This window comes from Pseudomonas sp. 2822-15, from assembly GCF_002742515.1.
In the GTDB taxonomy this organism is placed as follows: domain Bacteria; phylum Pseudomonadota; class Gammaproteobacteria; order Pseudomonadales; family Pseudomonadaceae; genus Aquipseudomonas; species Aquipseudomonas salomonii.
On record NZ_LJRY01000256.1, the window covers coordinates 80972 to 96646 of the forward strand.

The following is a 15675-nucleotide window of genomic DNA, read 5'->3' on the forward strand; positions in this document are numbered from 1 at the left end:
TTGCGTGCAGGTCACGAATCAACAGGCATATCGCGCCAACTTGGCTTGAATGAAGTCCAGGAAGCACTGGATGCGCAGCGCCAACTGAGAGTTACGGTAGAACACCGCGTGGATCGGCTGGCGATAGCCGCTGTTGAAGGCTTCCAGCAACGGCACCAGGCGCCCGGCATCGATGTCGGCGTTGGTCATGAAGTTCGACAGGCAGCAAATGCCCTGCCCTTCCAGCGCCAGCTGGCGCACGGTTTCACCGCTGGAGGCGGCAATGCTCGGCTGGATCAGCCAGCGGTCGCCTTCCACGTGACGCAGCGGCCAGTGGTTGAGGGTTTCGGTCTGGGTAAAGCCCAGCAGCGTATGGTCGGCCAACTCGGCCACTGTCTTCGGCGTGCCGAACTGCTTGAGGTAATCGGGGCTGGCGAGGATATGCAGCGGGGTGCAACCCAGTGACCGCGCATGCAGAGTCGAGTCAGCCAGGGCGCCGATGCGGATGGCAATGTCGGTGCTCTGCTCCAGCAGGTCGATGATCAGGTCGTCGCTGTTCAGTTCCAGCTGGATATCCGGGTAGAGGCTGCGAAACTCGGCAATGTACGGCACGATCCCATGCAGCATGAACGGCACGGCCGCATTGATGCGCAGGCGCCCGGCCGGGTTCTTCTGGCGCGACGACAGGCGCTCTTCCAGCTCGTCCATCTGCGCCAGGATCACCTTGGCCTGTTCGAAAAAATACTTGCCCTCTTCGGTCAGGTCCATGCGCCGCGTGGTGCGGTTGATCAGCGTGGTGTCGAGCTTGGCTTCCAGGCGCGACAAGGTGCGGCTGACTGCCGAAGGCGTCTGCCCGACCTGCTCCGCAGCCGCCGAAATCGAGCCGCACTCAATCACGCTGACGAAGATCTGTAGCTCATCGGATCGGGCTTTCACGGGTTGTCCTCTCAATCGGTTCGCGACAGCTTACACCGTGAACAGCCACTCAGCCGCTGATCAACAGATGACTGCCCAACAGCACCATGCCGATAAAAAACACCCGCTTGAACAGCACCGCACTGATGCGCTGGCGCAACACCTGGCCCAGCCACATGCCCAGCAACGCGGGCACCAGCGCCAGCAACGAGGCGCTGACTTCGCCACCGCCCAAGGTGCCGCGCCAGGCCAGCGCGGCAGCCAAGGCCAGCGTGGAAGCGGTGAACGCCAGCCCCAACGCCTGCACCAATTGATCGCGGTGCAAACCCAGGGCTTGCAGATAGGGCACGGCCGGAATCACGAACACACCGGTCGCCGAAGTGATCAGGCCGGTGACCAGACCGCACAACGGGCCCAGCCAGGGCTCCGTTTGAGGCTTCACCTTGAAGGTCGGCAGGAACAAGCCACTTAACGCATACACCAGCAAGGCGCCACCTAGCGCGCGAACCACCCAGTGCCCGCCGTCCATGCCCAGCCACAAGGTGCCGAGCCCGGTGCCGAGGAAAATCAGCAGCAGCATGGGCCATAGGCGTTTGAGCAAGGCGCTCAAGTGGCCGCCGAACGCCAGTTGCCAGAGGTTGGTGACCGTTGAAGGGATGATCAGTAAAGCGGCAGCCTGCGCCGGCAGCATAGCCAGGCCGAGCATGCCCATGGCCACGGTGGGCAGGCCCAGGCCGATGACGCCTTTGACCGTGCCGGCCAGCAGGAAGGTGCCGATTACCAGCAGGGTCAAGGCGGGGCCGAGGTTTTGGTAGAACGCAAGGAAGGTAGTCATGGGGCGATTTTGCAGGATTTCGTTGAGGCCGAAAATTCGCCATATACTGAGCTAGCCTCTTGTTTTGCGTGAGGCTGAAATTGCTATCGCAGGCAAGCCAGCTCCCACATTTCATTGTGCTCACAAAGCAAAAGGTGGGAGCTGGCTTGCCTGCGATAAGGCCAATGAAGTCACTCGAGAAACCCCAGCCATGCACTTTGACCTGATCGACCTGCGCCTCTACCTGCACACCCTCGACACCGGCAACATCACCGCCGGCGCGGCGCGCAGCCATTTATCCCTGGCCGCCGCCAGCGCGCGCATCCGCGCGATGGAAGCATCACTTGGCATTGAGCTACTGGAACGGAACCGCCGTGGCGTCCCCCCACCCCCCGCCGGCAAAGCCCTGGCCCGCCACGCCCGGCTGCTGTTGCAACAGGCCGAGCACCTGCAACAGGACCTGGCCGAATACGCCAAGGGCATCAAAGGCCAGGTGCGCCTGCTGTGCAACACCACCGCCCTGAGCGAATACCTGCCGGAACTGCTGGCGGATTTTTTGCGCCAACACCCCAACCTCGATATCGACCTGCAGGAGCTGCCGAGCCTGCGCATTACCCAAGCCTTGCGCCAGGGCACAGCAGACCTGGGGATTATCTCTGATGCCGTGGACACCCACGGCCTGCAGACCCTGCCGTTTCGCGATGACCCGCTGGTGCTGATCATGCCCCTCGATCATCCGTTGGCGACGGCTAACTTCATCGACAGCCTGCAATACGACTACGTCGGCCTGACCGCGCACAGCGCACTGTCGGTGTACCTGGAAGAACAGGCACTGCACGCAGGCTTTCGCCTGCAAACCCGCATTCGCGCCGAGGGTTTTGATGGGTTGATCCGCATGGTCGCCGGCGGCGCCGGCCTGGGCATCGTGCCCCAGGCTGCATTGGAACGTTGGCCGACAGAAAAGCGCTTCAAGGCCCAGCCTTTAACTGAAGACTGGGCCTGTCGCACGCTGCTGTTGTGTGCCCGCTCCTTCGAGCAATTGCCGGGTTACGCCAAGGCCTTGTTCGACGCCCTGGCCCTGCCCTTGCGGAAAAACCCGTAATACACCGCCGACAGAATCAGCAGGAATGGCACCCCAAACACCAGCGTCATCTTGAAGGCCTCGGTGAAGTACGTGGTGATCATCACCGCCCCCATCAGCACCAGGCCCAGCAGCGTGCTGTAGGGAAACAGGCGCAGCTGAAACGACAACTTCGGCCCGCCATGGCGCTTGCGATAACGGCGGAAAAACAGGTGCGTGAGGAAAATCATGAACCAGGTGAAGATCGCGCCAAACATCGAAATCGCCATCATCAAGGTGAACGAGCTTTCCGGGTACACCACATTCAGCAGGGTCGCCAGGGCGATGCCGGAGCTGGACAGCAGCAACGCGTTCAGCGGAATGCCGCTCTTGCTCAAGGCGCCCATGGACTTGGGCGCAAAGCCTGCACGCGACAGGCTGAACATCATGCGTGTGGTGATGTAGAGCTGGCTGTTCATCGCCGACAACGCGGCGATCAGGATCACGAAGTTCATCACGCCGGTGGCACCGGGAATGCCGATGGTCTGCATCACCGTGACAAACGGGCTCTGGGTCTGGCCGGCCTGGTTCCACGGCACAATGGCGAGCATCAACGCGAGCGTCAGCAGGTAAAACACCACCAACCGCACGATGGTGGCGCGAAAGGCTTTCTTTACCGCCTGCTCCGGGTCGGCGGCTTCACCGGCGGCCACGGCGATCATTTCTACGCTCAGGTAGCTGAAGATCGACACGATCACCGCAATCCACATGCCGCTCAGGCCATGGGGGAAAAACCCGTCATGGGCCGTGTAGTTCTGCACGCCATAGTCAGGGTTACCGGAACCGAACACCACGTACACGGCGAGGATGATGAAGCCGACGATCGCGGTGATCTTGATGGTCGAGAACCAGTATTCGAAGTTGCCGAAGGTCTTTACGCTGATGGCATTGAGCAGAATCAGCACACTGGAAAACGACACGATCCACACCCACTCCGGCACGTTGGCGAACCAGTACTTCATGTACATCGCCACCGCCGTGACCTCGGCGCCCACCGCCAGCACAATTGCCGCCCAGTAGGCATAACGCACCAGAAAGCCGGCCAGCGGGCTGATGTAAAACTCGGCATAGGCGCCGAACGAGCCCGAGGTGGAGTGCGCCACGGTCATCTCCGCCAGGCAGCCCATCAGCAACAAGGTGATCAACGCGCCGATGGCGTAACTCACCAGCACACTCGGCCCGGCGTAACCGATGGCGTAGGCGCTGCCCATGAACAGCCCGGTGCCGATGGCGCCACCGATGGCGATCATACTCATCTGGCCGGAAGTGAGCTGGCGCCTCAGGCCCAGTTCGCGCAGGGTGATCTCTGCAAAGCCGTTGTCTGGCGTGGTCACGTGGTGTGCCCCTTTATTATTGTGATGGTTACTGCCGGTGCTGAACCCTGTGGGAGCTGGCTTGCCTGCGAGGGCGGTGGTGCATTCACTGTTGCTATCGCAGGCAAGCCCGCTCCCACATTTTGATTCGTGTTGTACTTAAGTGACGCTGTTGCGCACTTTGAATTGCGGCAGGTCCCAGGTGTGGTTGTCGAGGATTTCGCCCAGGATCTCCACGGCGTCAAATACCTCGGTATAGCTCGTATACAACGGCGTAAACCCAAAACGCATGATGCGCGGCTCGCGGTAATCACCGATCACCCCACGGGCAATCAAGGCCTGGATCACCGCATAACCTTCCGGGTGTTCGAAACTCACATGGCTGCCGCGTTTGGCATGCTCACGCGGCGTAATCAGCACCAGGCCGTGGGCGGCGCAACGGGCTTCGACCAGCGCGATAAACAGGTCGGTCAAGGCCAGGGATTTGCTGCGCAGGCTGGCCATGTCGGTCTGGGCGAAAATCTCCAGGCCGCATTCGACCATCGCCAACGAGGTGATCGGTTGAGTGCCGCACAGGTAGCGCGCGATGCCGGCGCTTGGCGCGTATTGAGCTTCCATGGCGAACTGGCGCGAGTGACCGAACCAGCCCGACAACGGCTGGCGCACCACATCCACCAACGCCGGGTTGACCCACACGAACGCCTGGGAGCCAGGCCCGCCGTTCAGGTATTTGTAGGTGCAGCCAATTGCATAGTCAGCACTGGCGTGATGCAGATCGATGGGCACCGCGCCCGCCGAATGCGCCAGGTCCCAGATGCTCAGCGCGCCGCATTCATGGCTCAGGGCGGTGAGCGCCTGCATGTCGTACATGTAGCCGGTCTTGTAATTGACGTGGGTGAGCATCACCACCGCCACGTCCTGGCCGATGGCTTGGGGCAGTTCGTCCGGGCTGTTGACCAAGCGCAGGGAATAGCCCTGTTGCAACAGCTCGGCCAGGCCCTCGGCGATGTACAGGTCGGTGGGGAAGTTACTCGCCTCGCTGACGATCACCTTGCGCGCAGGCTCGCGTTGGCGCTGTACGCTCAAGGCAGCGCTGAGCACCTTGAACAGGTTGATCGAGGTGGTATCGGTAATCACCACTTCACCGTCACGCGCGCCGATCAGCGGCGCCAGGCGGTTGCCCAGGCGTTGGGACAAGTCGGCCCAACCGGCGCTGTTCCAGCTGCGAATCAAGCCATTGCCCCACTCCTCGGCGATCACCTGCTGCGCTCGCGCCAACGCCGCTACCGGGCGTGCGCCCAGAGAGTTGCCATCGAGGTAGATCACGCCCGCAGGCAAGGCAAACTGCTGACGCAGTGGCGCCAGCGGGTCCTGGGCGTCGAGGGCTTGGCAGTGGCTTCGAGTGGTCATAGGGCGTCCTGATTTTTATAAGTGAGGATGGACCAAATAATGAACGAAGCTTTAGAGAATTTTCGTGCAAAGTGGTAGGTAACAGGCTAATTAAGCTGTAGGAAATTCGAATTTAACCCACAAACACGCGGATTTATTCTAACCATGATTCTCGACGCCACCGACCTGCGCCTCCTGCATTTTTTGCAACAGGATGGGCGCATCAGCAACCAGGAATTGGCGGAAAAAGTCGCCCTGTCGCCCTCCGCCTGCCTGCGCCGTTTGCGCCTGCTGGAGAGCGAAGGAATCATCAGCGGCTACCGCGCCGTGTTGAATGCCGAGCAGTTGGGGATTGAGCTGGAGGCCATCGTGCACCTGTCGTTGCGCCAGGATGTGGAGGACTGGCACGAGACCTTTATCAAGAAGGTGCAAGGTTGGCCGGAGGTGGCCAGTGCCTATGTGATCACCGGCGCCAGCAACTATGTATTGCGCGTGCAGGCACGCAACCTCAAGCACTTTTCCGACTTTATCGTGAACCACCTGAACCGCACGGCCGGGGTGATGGATATTCGTTCGGAGATAGTGTTGCAGAAGATCAAGGACCGGGATGAGGTGTTGGATCTGGTGGTGCGCAAATAACCAGATGCTCGTTCCCACGCTCTGCGTGGGAACGATCTTGCGCGTTTAATCAGTCTTCGAGGGCACGAACGCGCTGCATGCGCTTTTGCTCTACCGGCGCGTCCGCCAGCTGCAACTCAAAGTCAAAATCAATCTGTGCAAACCGCCCTTGCACCCCAAACTCCCGCGCCAATTGCTGATCCTCACTAAAGCGAATCTCGGCGATCAATTCATCGCGCGTCGCGTAGGCAAAATCATCATGCAGGTACGGGTCGTCCGACAGGTTGATCTGCGTGGTCAAGTGCCGGTGCCCCGGCGCCGAGATAAAGAAGTGAATATGCGCCGGCCGTTGCCCGTGGCGCCCCAACTGGTCGAGCAACTGCTGCGTCGGCCCGGTCGGCGGGCAACCGTAGCCCGACGGCACGATACTGCGAAAACGGTAGTTGCCCTGGGCATCGGTCTCGATGCGCCGACGCAGGTTGAACTCCGATTGCGTCGGGTCAAACCACGAATAAGTGCCACCGGTATTGGCCTGCCACACATCCACAATCGCGCCCGCCAACGGCTTGCCATCGGTGCCCCGCACTTGCCCGCGCATAAACAGCGGCACCGCGTCGTCCTTGCCATCGTCCAGCCGCGCTTCGTAGTGGCTCAGTGGCGCACCCGCCACGTACAGCGGGCCTTCGATGGTGCGGGGCGTGCCACCGGATTTGCCGGCCTCTTGGTCCGCAGCGTCCATCAGCAGGTCCAGGTAATGCTCCAGGCCCAAGCCGGCGGCGAGCAAACCCGCTTCCTGATTTTTACCCAATTCGTTGAGGTAATTGACCGCCTTCCAGAACTCTTCCGGGGTCACTTCCAGGTCTTCGATGATGTTTACCGTATCGCGCAGGATCCGATAGATCAGCGCCTTGGCGCGCGGGTTGCCGCCGTCGTTATGGTTGCCGCTGGCTTCTTCGAGAAACGCCTGGGCGTGGGCAGTCTGGGACAGTCGGATGGACATGGTGCAAATCCTCATCTTGTAATTATTGGGTGCAAACGGGCTTAACGGTCGTCCTCATGGATCGACGAAGGGTGGCGGCACAGGCCGTTCACTTCGATGGCCATGTAGGGAAAAAGCGGCAGTTGCATCAGCAGGTCGTGCAGGTCTTGCACGCTGTCGACGTCGAATACGCTGTAGTTGGCGTAGTGCCCGGCGATGCGCCACAGGTGGCGCCATTTGCCCTCCTGTTGCAGGCGCTGCGCCAGGGCTTTCTCCTCGGCCTTGAGGCTGGCGGAGCGCTCGGGGTTCATGTCCAGCGGCAGGTTCACGGTCATTTTTACGTGGAACAACATGGCAGGCGCCTCTTAGTGTGTGTCACGACGAAAGAACGCCAAACGCTCTTCATCAATGGCCAGGCCCAGGCCCGGTGTGGTGGACACATGCAGCTCGAAATCGCGGTACACCGGCGGTTCGCTGAGGATGTCTTCGGTCAGCAGCAGCGGGCCGAACAGTTCGGTGCCCCACGCCAGCGTGTTCAAGGTGAGGAAGGCATGCGCCGACGCCAACGTGCCGATGCCGCCTTCGAGCATGGTGCCGCCGTACAGGCCGATGCCCGCCGCCTCGGCAATCGCGGCGGTGCGCAACACCGCACGCGGGCCGCCGTTTTTGGCGATTTTGAGCGCGAACACTGAAGCCGCACCTTCGCGCGCCAGGTTGAAGGCGTCCTCCACACATTCAATCGATTCATCCGCCATGATCGGCGCCGGGCTCGACAGGTTGAGCCGGGCCATGCCGCCACGGTTGTTGCGCGAAATCGGCTGCTCGATCAGGTCGATGCCGTTGTCGCCCAGCACCTTGCAGGCGCGCAGGGCCACGGCTTCGTCCCAGGCCTGGTTGACGTCGACACGCACACTGGCGCGCTCGCCCAGGGCTTTTTTGATCGCGAGCACATGGGCCAGGTCGCGGCTGACCTCACCGGCGCCGATCTTCAACTTGAAGAGGCGATGGCGGCGCAGGTCGAGCATCTTTTCGGCTTCGGCGATGTCCTGTTCGGTGTTGCCGCTGGCCAAGGTCCAGGCCACCGGCAAAGCGTCGCGCACGCGCCCGCCGAGCAGCTCGCTCACCGGCAGGTTCAGGCGTTTGCCCAGTGCATCGAGCAAGGCGCTTTCGATGCCGGATTTGGCAAAGGTGTTGCCGCGAATGCTGCGCTCCAGGCGCAACATGGCCGCGTTGATATTGCTTGCGTCCTGGCCGATCAGCAGCGGCGCGAAGTGACGGTCAATGTTGACCTTGATGCTGTCCGGGCTTTCGTTGCCGTAGCTCAAACCGCCGATGGTGGTGGACTCGCCGATGCCTTCGATGCCGTCGGCGCAACGCAGGCGGATGATCACCAGCGTCTGGTTTTGCATAGTGTGCATCGCCAGCTTGTGCGGGCGAATGGTGGGGAGGTCGACGATGATGGTCTCGATCGACTCGATGGCGCAAATCGGCATGGCTATACCCGTTGGGTTCTTTATAGGTTTGAGCCGATTCTGTGCCGTATTTTTAAAGGCTTCCAATATAGAATGGGTCTCGCACAATACCCTAAAGGTATGAAAGGAGCCGTCATGGAACTGCGTCATCTGCGCTATTTCCAGGTGCTGGGTGAAACCCTCAACTTCACCCGCGCCGCCGTTCGCCTGCACATCGCCCAACCGCCGTTGAGCCGGCAGATCCAGCAACTGGAAGATGAACTGGGCGTGATTCTGCTGGAACGCGGCCGCCCGTTGCGGCTGACCGAGGCCGGGCGGTTTTTCTATGAGCACGCCAATGTGCTGCTGGAACAACTGACCAAGGTCTGCGACACCACGCGGCGCATCGGTCAGGGCGAAAAGACCTGGCTGGGCATCGGCTTTGCGCCATCGACTCTGTACGGCGTGCTGCCGGAGTTGATTCGGCGGCTGCGCAACCATGAGGCGCTGGAGCTGGAGCTGGGCTTGTCGGAGATGACCACCTTGCAGCAAGTCGAAGCGCTTAAGGCCGGGCGCATCGATGTGGGCTTCGGGCGCATTCGCATCGACGACCCGGCCATCGTCCAGCGCGTGCTGGTGGAAGACCGACTGGTGGCCGTATTGCCCGCCGGCCACCCGCTGCTCGGCGCGCCCGCCACCCTCGCGCAATTGGCCGCAGAGCCTTTTGTGCTCTACCCCGGCAACCCGCGCCCCAGCTATGCCGACCATGTGATCGCGCTGTTCGACGCCCATGGCTTGAGCCTCAAAGTGGCGCAGTGGACCAACGAGTTGCAGACGGCGATCGGGCTGGTGGGCGCAGGCATGGGCGTGACGCTGGTGCCGGCCTCGGTGCAGGTGCTGCACCGGGCGGACATCGGCTACACGCCGATTGTGGAAGCCACTGCGACTTCGCCGATTATCCTGAGCCGGCGCGTGAAGGATCAGTCGCCAGGGCTGAGTCATTGTTTGCAGTTGGTTGAAGAGTTGATCTAAGTTCTCCCAAACAATGCAATTCCCCTGTGGGAGCTGGCTTGCCTGCGATAGCGGTGGGTCAGTTAACAAAGATGCCAACGGGTCCACCGCCATCGCAGGCAAGCCAGCTCCCACAGTTTGATCTTCATTGTTTTCAAATGCTGCGCAGGCGCTTGCGCTGCAGGGTCTGGCTGGGGGATTCATCAAACAACTTGCGGTACTCCGCCGAAAACCGCCCCAAGTGGGTAAAGCCCCAGCCCAGCGCAATCTCGGAGATGGTGCGGATTGAACCGTGCTCGAGGATCTCCTGGCGCACGGCACCCAGCCGGTACTTCTTCAGGTAAGCCATCGGCGACAGCGCAAAGTATTTGCGAAACGCATCGAACAGCTTGAACCGCGACACACCCGCGGCCACTTCCAGGTCTTCCAAATTCACTGCCTCGCGGGCGTTGTCGTGGATGTATTGCCGGGCCCGGATCAAATAATGCGGCAGCTTCACGCCCAGCACGGCGCGCAGCTCTTCCGAATAGTTGTTCGGCTGGGCCAGGATCAACCCCTTGATCAACGAGCTTTCCAGATCCCGCGTAAACGCCGCCTGCTCATACAACTCGCTGCTGCACTCAAGCTCGGCAATAAAGTAGCGCGCCATGCGCCACCACGACGCCGAAGCACCGTCCACCGCGTCCATCACCGACTCAAAACGCAGTGGCGCTTCAATCGGCCGTTGCAGCAACCCTTCCAGCGACTCACTCATCGCCGCCCGCGTAATCACCACCTGCAATTTGCGACAATCACCGGATATCGCCAGTACCTGATGCTCGTTAGGCGACAAAATCACGCCTTGGTCACGGTTGGAGCTCAAGCGCTCGCCGTTCTTGCTCAATTCCTGCTCGCCCACCAAGGGCAGGCTCAGGCTGTAGCTGCTGAAGTGCTCGGCGTCTTCGATATCAATGGTCACGTCGGTGCCATATTCGATCACGCCCAAGGTGGTGGCGCGGGACTTGAACACGTTGGCGCTGTGGTGAAAACGCAGGCGCTCGGGCGTGCTTGTCGCCAGTCGGTGCGGCCCGCAAATGCCGGACATCCAGCTGCAGGCGCCTTCCAGGTCGAAGCGTTGAATATGGATTTCGCGTGTATGGCTACTCATCAGGGTGCACCCACGGCGGTTAGGCGGTTGCGCGCTCTGGCGGCGCGTCGTTGGCAATCGACAGCAAGTTCTACGCCACGCCCGCCTGAATGCAACCGGGTGGATAGCAACCGTCGACTATGTGGATAAGCCGCAGGCGTTTGCGACCTTCCCTTGGTAGGACAGTAGCGCATGGCGTCACCTGGGCGCACTGAACTGGGTATTTGCTGCCCAATTTTGCGGCCTGCCTTCCCCCATTAAGCGGATAGCCCGCGCCCTGCTCCACTGCCTCTAATAACCCACCGATTAGCCCCTATCAAAAAAGGTGCCTCCCATGAGTGGTGCAAGAAGCGTCGAGCAGTGGAAAACGTTTATCGAAGGTTGCCTGGACTTTCGGCCGGTGGACGAAGTGTTCCGCATTGCCCGCGACATGTTCACCGAGCCCGAACTGTTCGATCTGGAGATGGAACTGATCTTCGAAAAAAACTGGATCTACGCCTGCCACGAAAGCGAACTGGCCAATAACCACGACTTCGTGACGATGCGCGCCGGGCGCCAGCCGATGATCATCACCCGCGACGGCGAGGGCCAGCTCAATGCGCTGATCAACGCCTGCCAGCATCGCGGCACCACGCTGACCCGCGTCGGCAAGGGCAACCAATCGACCTTTACCTGCCCGTTCCACGCCTGGTGCTACAAGAGCGACGGCCGGCTGGTGAAGGTCAAGGCGCCGGGCGAGTACCCGGAAGGTTTCGACAAAGCCACACGCGGCCTGAAAAAAGCCCGTATCGAAAGCTACAAGGGCTTTGTGTTCATCAGCCTCAACGTGCAAGGCACCGACAGCCTGGAAGACTTCCTCGGTGACGCCAAAGTGTTCTTCGACATGATGGTCGCGCAGTCCGCCACCGGTGAACTGGAAGTGCTGCCGGGCAAATCCGCCTACACCTACGACGGTAACTGGAAGCTGCAAAACGAAAACGGCCTGGACGGTTATCACGTCAGTACCGTGCACTACAACTACGTGGCCACGGTGCAGCATCGCCAGCAGGTGAATAGCGAAAACGGCAGCGGCTCCGCCAGCACCCTGGACTACAGCAAACTCGGCGCCGGCGACGCGAATACCGATGACGGCTGGTTCGCCTTCAATAACGGCCACAGCGTGTTGTTCAGCGACATGCCCAACCCCGGCGTGCGCTCGGGCTACGCCACCATCATGCCGCGCCTGGTGGATGAACACGGCCAGCAGAAAGCCGAGTGGATGATGCACCGCCTGCGCAACCTGAACATCTACCCGAGCCTGTTCTTTCTCGACCAGATCAGCTCGCAGCTGCGCATCATCCGCCCGGTGGCGTGGAACAAGACCGAGATCATCAGCCAGTGCCTGGGCGTGAAAAACGAGTCGGAGGCCGACCGCGAAAACCGCATTCGCCAGTTTGAGGACTTCTTCAACGTGTCGGGCATGGGCACGCCGGATGATCTGGTGGAGTTTCGCGAAGCCCAACGCGGTTTCCAGGGCCGCCTGGAGCGCTGGAGCGATATCTCACGGGGCAGCCATCGCTGGGAAACCGGCCCTACGCCGAACAGCGAAGCCATCGGCATTCAACCGGCCATGACCGGCACCGAATTCACCCACGAAGGGCTGTATGTGAACCAGCACCGTAACTGGCAGCAATTTCTGCTCAAAGGCCTGGACCAGCAAGCGCTGACACTGCGGGAGGTGAAGTGATGGATGCCCAATTGCAGTACCGGATCGAGCAATTTTTCTACCGCAAATCCGAACTGTGCGACGCCCAGGACTGGGACGCCTACGTGCAGCTGTTCGACCCGCAGAGCGAGTTTCACCTGCCGCAATGGGACTCGGAACACGTGTACACCCGCGACCCCAAACGCGAGATGTCGCTGATCTACTACGCCAACCGTTCGGGCCTGGAAGACCGCGTGTTCCGTTTGCGCACCGGCAAGGCGGCGTCGGCCACGCCGATGCCGCGCACCTTGCACTTGATCAATAACGTGCGGATCGCCGAGCAGGCAGACGGCACGCTGGAGGTGAAGCTGAACTGGCACACGCTGTTCTATCGACTCGCCACCTCAGAGCAGTTTTACGGGCCTGCCACTTACCACCTCAAGCCGAATGGCGACAGCTGGCTGATCACCCGCAAGCACGCACTGTTGCTCAACGACACCATCAACTCGGTGCTGGATTTCTATCACCTTTGACTGCGCCCATGGGCTAGCTGGCCACTGTGGCGAGCTGGGTTGTTGTGGCGAGCGGGCTTGCCCCGCGTTGGGGCGCGAAGCGGCCCCTGGTTCAGGCACTGTGGTTTGACTGGATGAATGCGGTGACTTTATTGGGGCCGCTTCGCAGCCCAACGCGGGGCAAGCCCGCTCGCCACAAAAGCTCACGGGGCAGCCACAAAAATCAGATACGCGGAGTTATGCGGATGAATCACAAAGTGGCCTTCAGTTTTGCCGACGGCAAAACCCTGTTTTTCCCGGTAGGTGCGAATGAAATCCTGCTGGATGCGGCATTGCGCAACGGCATCAAGATCCCCCTCGATTGCCGTGAAGGCGTGTGCGGCACCTGCCAGGGCCGCTGCGAATCCGGCGATTACACCCAGGATTATGTCGACGACGAAGCCCTCTCCAGCCTCGACCTCAAGCAACGCAAGATGCTCAGTTGCCAGACGCGGGTGCAGTCCGACGCTACGTTCTACTTCGATTTTGAATCGAGCCTGTGCAATGCGCCAGGGCCGGTGCAGGTGCGCGGCAAGGTCAGCGAAGTGCAGCTCGTGTCGGCCAGCACGGCGATTTTGCAGCTGACCCTGGACGACTCACTGGACTTCCTGCCCGGTCAATATGCCCGTCTGTCGGTCCCAGGCACCGACCGTTGGCGTTCGTATTCTTTTGCCAACCGGTCGGGCAATCAATTGCAGTTTCTGGTGCGCCTGTTGCCCGATGGTGTCATGAGCAACTACCTGCGCGAACGCTGCCAGGTGGGTGATGAAGTGCTGATGGAGGCGCCATTGGGTGCCTTCTACCTCAGGCATGTGACCCGGCCGCTGATCCTGGTGGCCGGCGGCACCGGCTTGTCGGCCTTGCTGGGCATGCTCGACGAGCTGGCCGCCAACGGCTGCGACCAGCCGGTCCACTTGTATTACGGCGTGCGCGGGGCCGAAGACTTGTGCGAAGCCCAACGCATCCACGCCTATGCCTCGACAATCCCCGGCTTTCGCTACACCGAAGTGCTCAGCGACCCGTCGCCGGAGTGGCCGGGCAAACGCGGCTACCTCACCGAACATTTCGACCTGGCCGAATTGCGGGACGGTTCGGCGGATATGTACGTGTGCGGCCCCCCTCCAATGGTCGAATCCATTCAACAATGGCTGGCGGATCAGGCACTTGATGGCGTTCAACTGTATTACGAAAAGTTTACGCAGAGTAATATCTGACCCCTCAGCGGTTCTGAGGGGCTGATGCGGCGTGCACTCACCCTCAAGAAAAACAAGTAGAAGGGAATGTTAATGGCGGATGACATGGTTAACCCGGTGGGCCTCAAGCGTGGCCTGAAGAACCGGCACATTCAGCTGATTGCCTTGGGAGGGGCGATTGGCACAGGGTTGTTCCTCGGTTCGGCCGGGGTACTCAAGTCGGCGGGGCCGTCGATGATCCTGGGCTACGCGATTGCCGGTTTCATCGCATTCCTGATCATGCGCCAGCTTGGCGAGATGATCGTCGAAGAGCCGGTGGCCGGCTCCTTCAGCCACTTTGCCCATAAATACTGGGGCGGCTACGCAGGCTTTCTGGCGGGCTGGAACTACTGGGTGCTCTACGTGCTGGTGGGCATGGCCGAACTGACAGCCGTGGGCAAATACATCCAGTTCTGGTGGCCGGAGATTCCGACCTGGGTCAGTGCGCTGGTGTTTTTTGTCGCGGTCAACCTGATCAACACCCTCAACGTGAAGTTCTTCGGTGAAGCCGAGTTCTGGTTTGCGATCATCAAGGTAGTGGCGATCGTCGGCATGATCGTGCTCGGCTGCTACCTGCTGTTCAGCGGCACCGGCGGCCCGCAAGCTTCGGTGAGCAACCTGTGGAGCCACGGCGGGTTCTTCCCCAATGGCGGCATGGGGCTGTTGATGTCGATGGCCTTCATCATGTTCTCGTTCGGCGGCCTGGAGCTGGTGGGCATTACCGCCGCCGAGGCCAGCGAGCCGCGCAAAGTGATCCCCAAAGCCATCAACCAGGTGGTCTACCGCATCCTGATTTTCTACGTCGGCGCACTGACCGTGCTGCTGTCGCTGTACCCGTGGGACCAACTGCTGCAAACCCTCGGCGCATCGGGCGACCCCTACAGCGGCAGCCCGTTTGTGCAGATCTTCTCGCTGATCGGTAACGACACCGCCGCACACATCCTCAACTTCGTGGTGCTGACCGCAGCGCTGTCGGTGTACAACAGCGGCGTGTACTGCAACAGCCGCATGCTGTTCGGCCTGGCCGAGCAAGGCGACGCGCCCAAGGCGCTGATGAAGCTCAACAAGCAGGGCGTGCCGATTCGCGCCCTGGCCATTTCGGCGCTGGTGACGATGCTGTGCGTGGTGGTCAACTACGTCGCGCCGCACAGTGCGCTGGAACTGCTGTTCGCGCTGGTGGTTGCCTCGCTGATGATCAACTGGGCACTGATCAGCCTCACCCACATCAAGTTCCGCAAGGCCATGGGCGAGCAAGGCGTGACGCCGTCGTTCAAGACCTTCTGGTTCCCGTTCAGCAACTACCTGTGCCTGGCGTTCATGGTGGTGATCATCAGCGTGATGCTGGCGATTCCAGGCATTCGCGAGTCGGTGTATGCGATGCCGGTGTGGGTGGGCATCATCTACATTGCCTACCGGTTGCGGATCAGAAACGCAAAAGTAGCCGTGGCGCAGTAACCCCTGTGAGAGCCGGGCTTGCCCGCGATAGCGGTGGG

Annotated in this window: 15 protein-coding genes; 7 read left to right on the forward strand and 8 right to left on the reverse strand. The window is 60.9% G+C overall.

The window, feature by feature from the left end; all coding sequences use genetic code 11:
• Positions 1–18: 18 nt before the first annotated feature.
• Positions 19–915: a LysR family transcriptional regulator gene (locus tag AOA59_RS26925; protein WP_065930517.1), complete on the reverse strand. Its 897-nt coding sequence runs from the start codon at positions 913–915 to the stop codon at positions 19–21.
• A 49-nt stretch (positions 916–964) separates the two neighbouring features.
• A complete protein-coding gene (locus AOA59_RS26930; RefSeq protein ID WP_099489669.1) occupies positions 965–1729 on the reverse strand; it encodes a sulfite exporter TauE/SafE family protein in 765 nt (254 codons plus the stop codon).
• A gap of 190 nt (positions 1730–1919) precedes the next feature.
• Between AOA59_RS26930 and AOA59_RS26935 the strand changes: the two genes are divergently transcribed.
• A complete protein-coding gene (locus AOA59_RS26935; protein ID WP_099489670.1) occupies positions 1920–2810 on the forward strand; it encodes a LysR substrate-binding domain-containing protein in 891 nt (296 codons plus the stop codon).
• On the opposite strand, the gene AOA59_RS26940 is transcribed toward AOA59_RS26935, so the two are convergent.
• Positions 2756–4162, reverse strand: a complete 1407-nt coding sequence (locus AOA59_RS26940) for an amino acid permease (RefSeq protein WP_099489671.1) — start codon at positions 4160–4162, stop codon at positions 2756–2758. The two genes, AOA59_RS26935 and AOA59_RS26940, sit on opposite strands and share 55 nt — an antisense overlap.
• A 138-nt stretch (positions 4163–4300) precedes the next feature.
• Positions 4301–5551: a kynureninase gene (kynU, locus tag AOA59_RS26945; RefSeq protein WP_099489672.1), complete on the reverse strand. Its 1251-nt coding sequence runs from the start codon at positions 5549–5551 to the stop codon at positions 4301–4303.
• A 144-nt stretch (positions 5552–5695) separates the two neighbouring features.
• On the opposite strand from kynU, the gene AOA59_RS26950 reads away from it, so the two are divergent.
• Entirely contained in the window at positions 5696–6169 is a 474-nt protein-coding gene (locus AOA59_RS26950) for an Lrp/AsnC family transcriptional regulator (RefSeq protein WP_003176072.1), read from the forward strand.
• A 49-nt stretch (positions 6170–6218) separates the two neighbouring features.
• Here AOA59_RS26950 and catA read toward each other — a convergent pair whose 3' ends face one another.
• Genes catA through AOA59_RS26965 form a run of 3 tightly spaced genes read right to left on the reverse strand, consistent with a single transcriptional unit; the run spans position 6219 to position 8620 of the window.
• Positions 6219–7148 carry a catechol 1,2-dioxygenase gene (gene catA, locus AOA59_RS26955; protein ID WP_099489673.1) on the reverse strand — a complete coding sequence of 310 codons (930 nt, stop codon included), beginning with the start codon at positions 7146–7148 and terminating at the stop codon, positions 6219–6221.
• 41 nt (positions 7149–7189) lie between these two features.
• Positions 7190–7480 carry a muconolactone Delta-isomerase gene (catC, locus tag AOA59_RS26960; RefSeq protein ID WP_099489674.1) on the reverse strand — a complete coding sequence of 97 codons (291 nt, stop codon included), beginning with the start codon at positions 7478–7480 and terminating at the stop codon, positions 7190–7192.
• Positions 7481–7492: 12 nt separating this feature from the next.
• Positions 7493–8620 (reverse strand): muconate cycloisomerase family protein, encoded by a 1128-nt coding sequence (locus AOA59_RS26965; protein ID WP_099489675.1) that lies wholly within the window; start codon positions 8618–8620, stop codon positions 7493–7495.
• Between the two features lie 114 nt (positions 8621–8734).
• On the opposite strand from AOA59_RS26965, the gene AOA59_RS26970 reads away from it, so the two are divergent.
• Positions 8735–9610, forward strand: a complete 876-nt coding sequence (locus AOA59_RS26970; protein ID WP_099489676.1) for a LysR family transcriptional regulator — start codon at positions 8735–8737, stop codon at positions 9608–9610.
• A 133-nt stretch (positions 9611–9743) separates the two neighbouring features.
• On the opposite strand, the gene AOA59_RS26975 is transcribed toward AOA59_RS26970, so the two are convergent.
• Complete coding sequence (locus AOA59_RS26975; RefSeq protein WP_065930507.1) at positions 9744–10736, reverse strand: helix-turn-helix domain-containing protein; 993 nt, start codon at positions 10734–10736, stop codon at positions 9744–9746.
• A gap of 313 nt (positions 10737–11049) precedes the next feature.
• Here AOA59_RS26975 and antA point away from each other — a divergent pair, with 313 nt between their 5' ends.
• The 4 genes from antA to AOA59_RS26995 all read left to right on the forward strand — a co-directional run bounded on the left by antA (position 11050) and on the right by AOA59_RS26995 (position 15637).
• A complete protein-coding gene (gene antA / locus AOA59_RS26980; protein ID WP_065930506.1) occupies positions 11050–12441 on the forward strand; it encodes an anthranilate 1,2-dioxygenase large subunit in 1392 nt (463 codons plus the stop codon).
• Positions 12441–12932 (forward strand): anthranilate 1,2-dioxygenase small subunit, encoded by a 492-nt coding sequence (gene antB, locus AOA59_RS26985; protein WP_065930505.1) that lies wholly within the window; start codon positions 12441–12443, stop codon positions 12930–12932. Before antA ends, antB begins: the two co-directional genes overlap by 1 nt.
• A 224-nt stretch (positions 12933–13156) precedes the next feature.
• Positions 13157–14164: an anthranilate 1,2-dioxygenase electron transfer component AntC gene (gene antC, locus AOA59_RS26990; protein ID WP_099489677.1), complete on the forward strand. Its 1008-nt coding sequence runs from the start codon at positions 13157–13159 to the stop codon at positions 14162–14164.
• Between the two features lie 72 nt (positions 14165–14236).
• On the forward strand, positions 14237–15637 hold the full coding sequence (locus AOA59_RS26995) for an amino acid permease (protein ID WP_056858368.1): 1401 nt from the start codon (positions 14237–14239) through the stop codon (positions 15635–15637).
• The last annotated feature ends 38 nt before the right edge of the window (positions 15638–15675 follow it).

Excerpts from the sequence above, each read along its gene's own strand:
- AOA59_RS26950 (WP_003176072.1), top strand. The coding sequence starts at position 5,696 with ATGATTCTCGACGCCACCGACCTGCGCCTCCTGCATTTTTTGCAACAG.
- catA (WP_099489673.1), bottom strand. The coding sequence starts at position 7,148 with ATGTCCATCCGACTGTCCCAGACTGCCCACGCCCAGGCGTTTCTCGAA.
- catC (WP_099489674.1), bottom strand. The coding sequence starts at position 7,480 with ATGTTGTTCCACGTAAAAATGACCGTGAACCTGCCGCTGGACATGAAC.
- antA (WP_065930506.1), top strand. The coding sequence starts at position 11,050 with ATGAGTGGTGCAAGAAGCGTCGAGCAGTGGAAAACGTTTATCGAAGGT.
- AOA59_RS26970 (WP_099489676.1), top strand. The coding sequence starts at position 8,735 with ATGGAACTGCGTCATCTGCGCTATTTCCAGGTGCTGGGTGAAACCCTC.
- kynU (WP_099489672.1), bottom strand. The coding sequence starts at position 5,551 with ATGACCACTCGAAGCCACTGCCAAGCCCTCGACGCCCAGGACCCGCTG.
- AOA59_RS26965 (WP_099489675.1), bottom strand. The coding sequence starts at position 8,620 with ATGCCGATTTGCGCCATCGAGTCGATCGAGACCATCATCGTCGACCTC.
- AOA59_RS26975 (WP_065930507.1), bottom strand. The coding sequence starts at position 10,736 with ATGAGTAGCCATACACGCGAAATCCATATTCAACGCTTCGACCTGGAA.
- AOA59_RS26935 (WP_099489670.1), top strand. The coding sequence starts at position 1,920 with ATGCACTTTGACCTGATCGACCTGCGCCTCTACCTGCACACCCTCGAC.
- antB (WP_065930505.1), top strand. The coding sequence starts at position 12,441 with ATGGATGCCCAATTGCAGTACCGGATCGAGCAATTTTTCTACCGCAAA.
- AOA59_RS26930 (WP_099489669.1), bottom strand. The coding sequence starts at position 1,729 with ATGACTACCTTCCTTGCGTTCTACCAAAACCTCGGCCCCGCCTTGACC.
- antC (WP_099489677.1), top strand. The coding sequence starts at position 13,157 with ATGAATCACAAAGTGGCCTTCAGTTTTGCCGACGGCAAAACCCTGTTT.
- AOA59_RS26995 (WP_056858368.1), top strand. The coding sequence starts at position 14,237 with ATGGCGGATGACATGGTTAACCCGGTGGGCCTCAAGCGTGGCCTGAAG.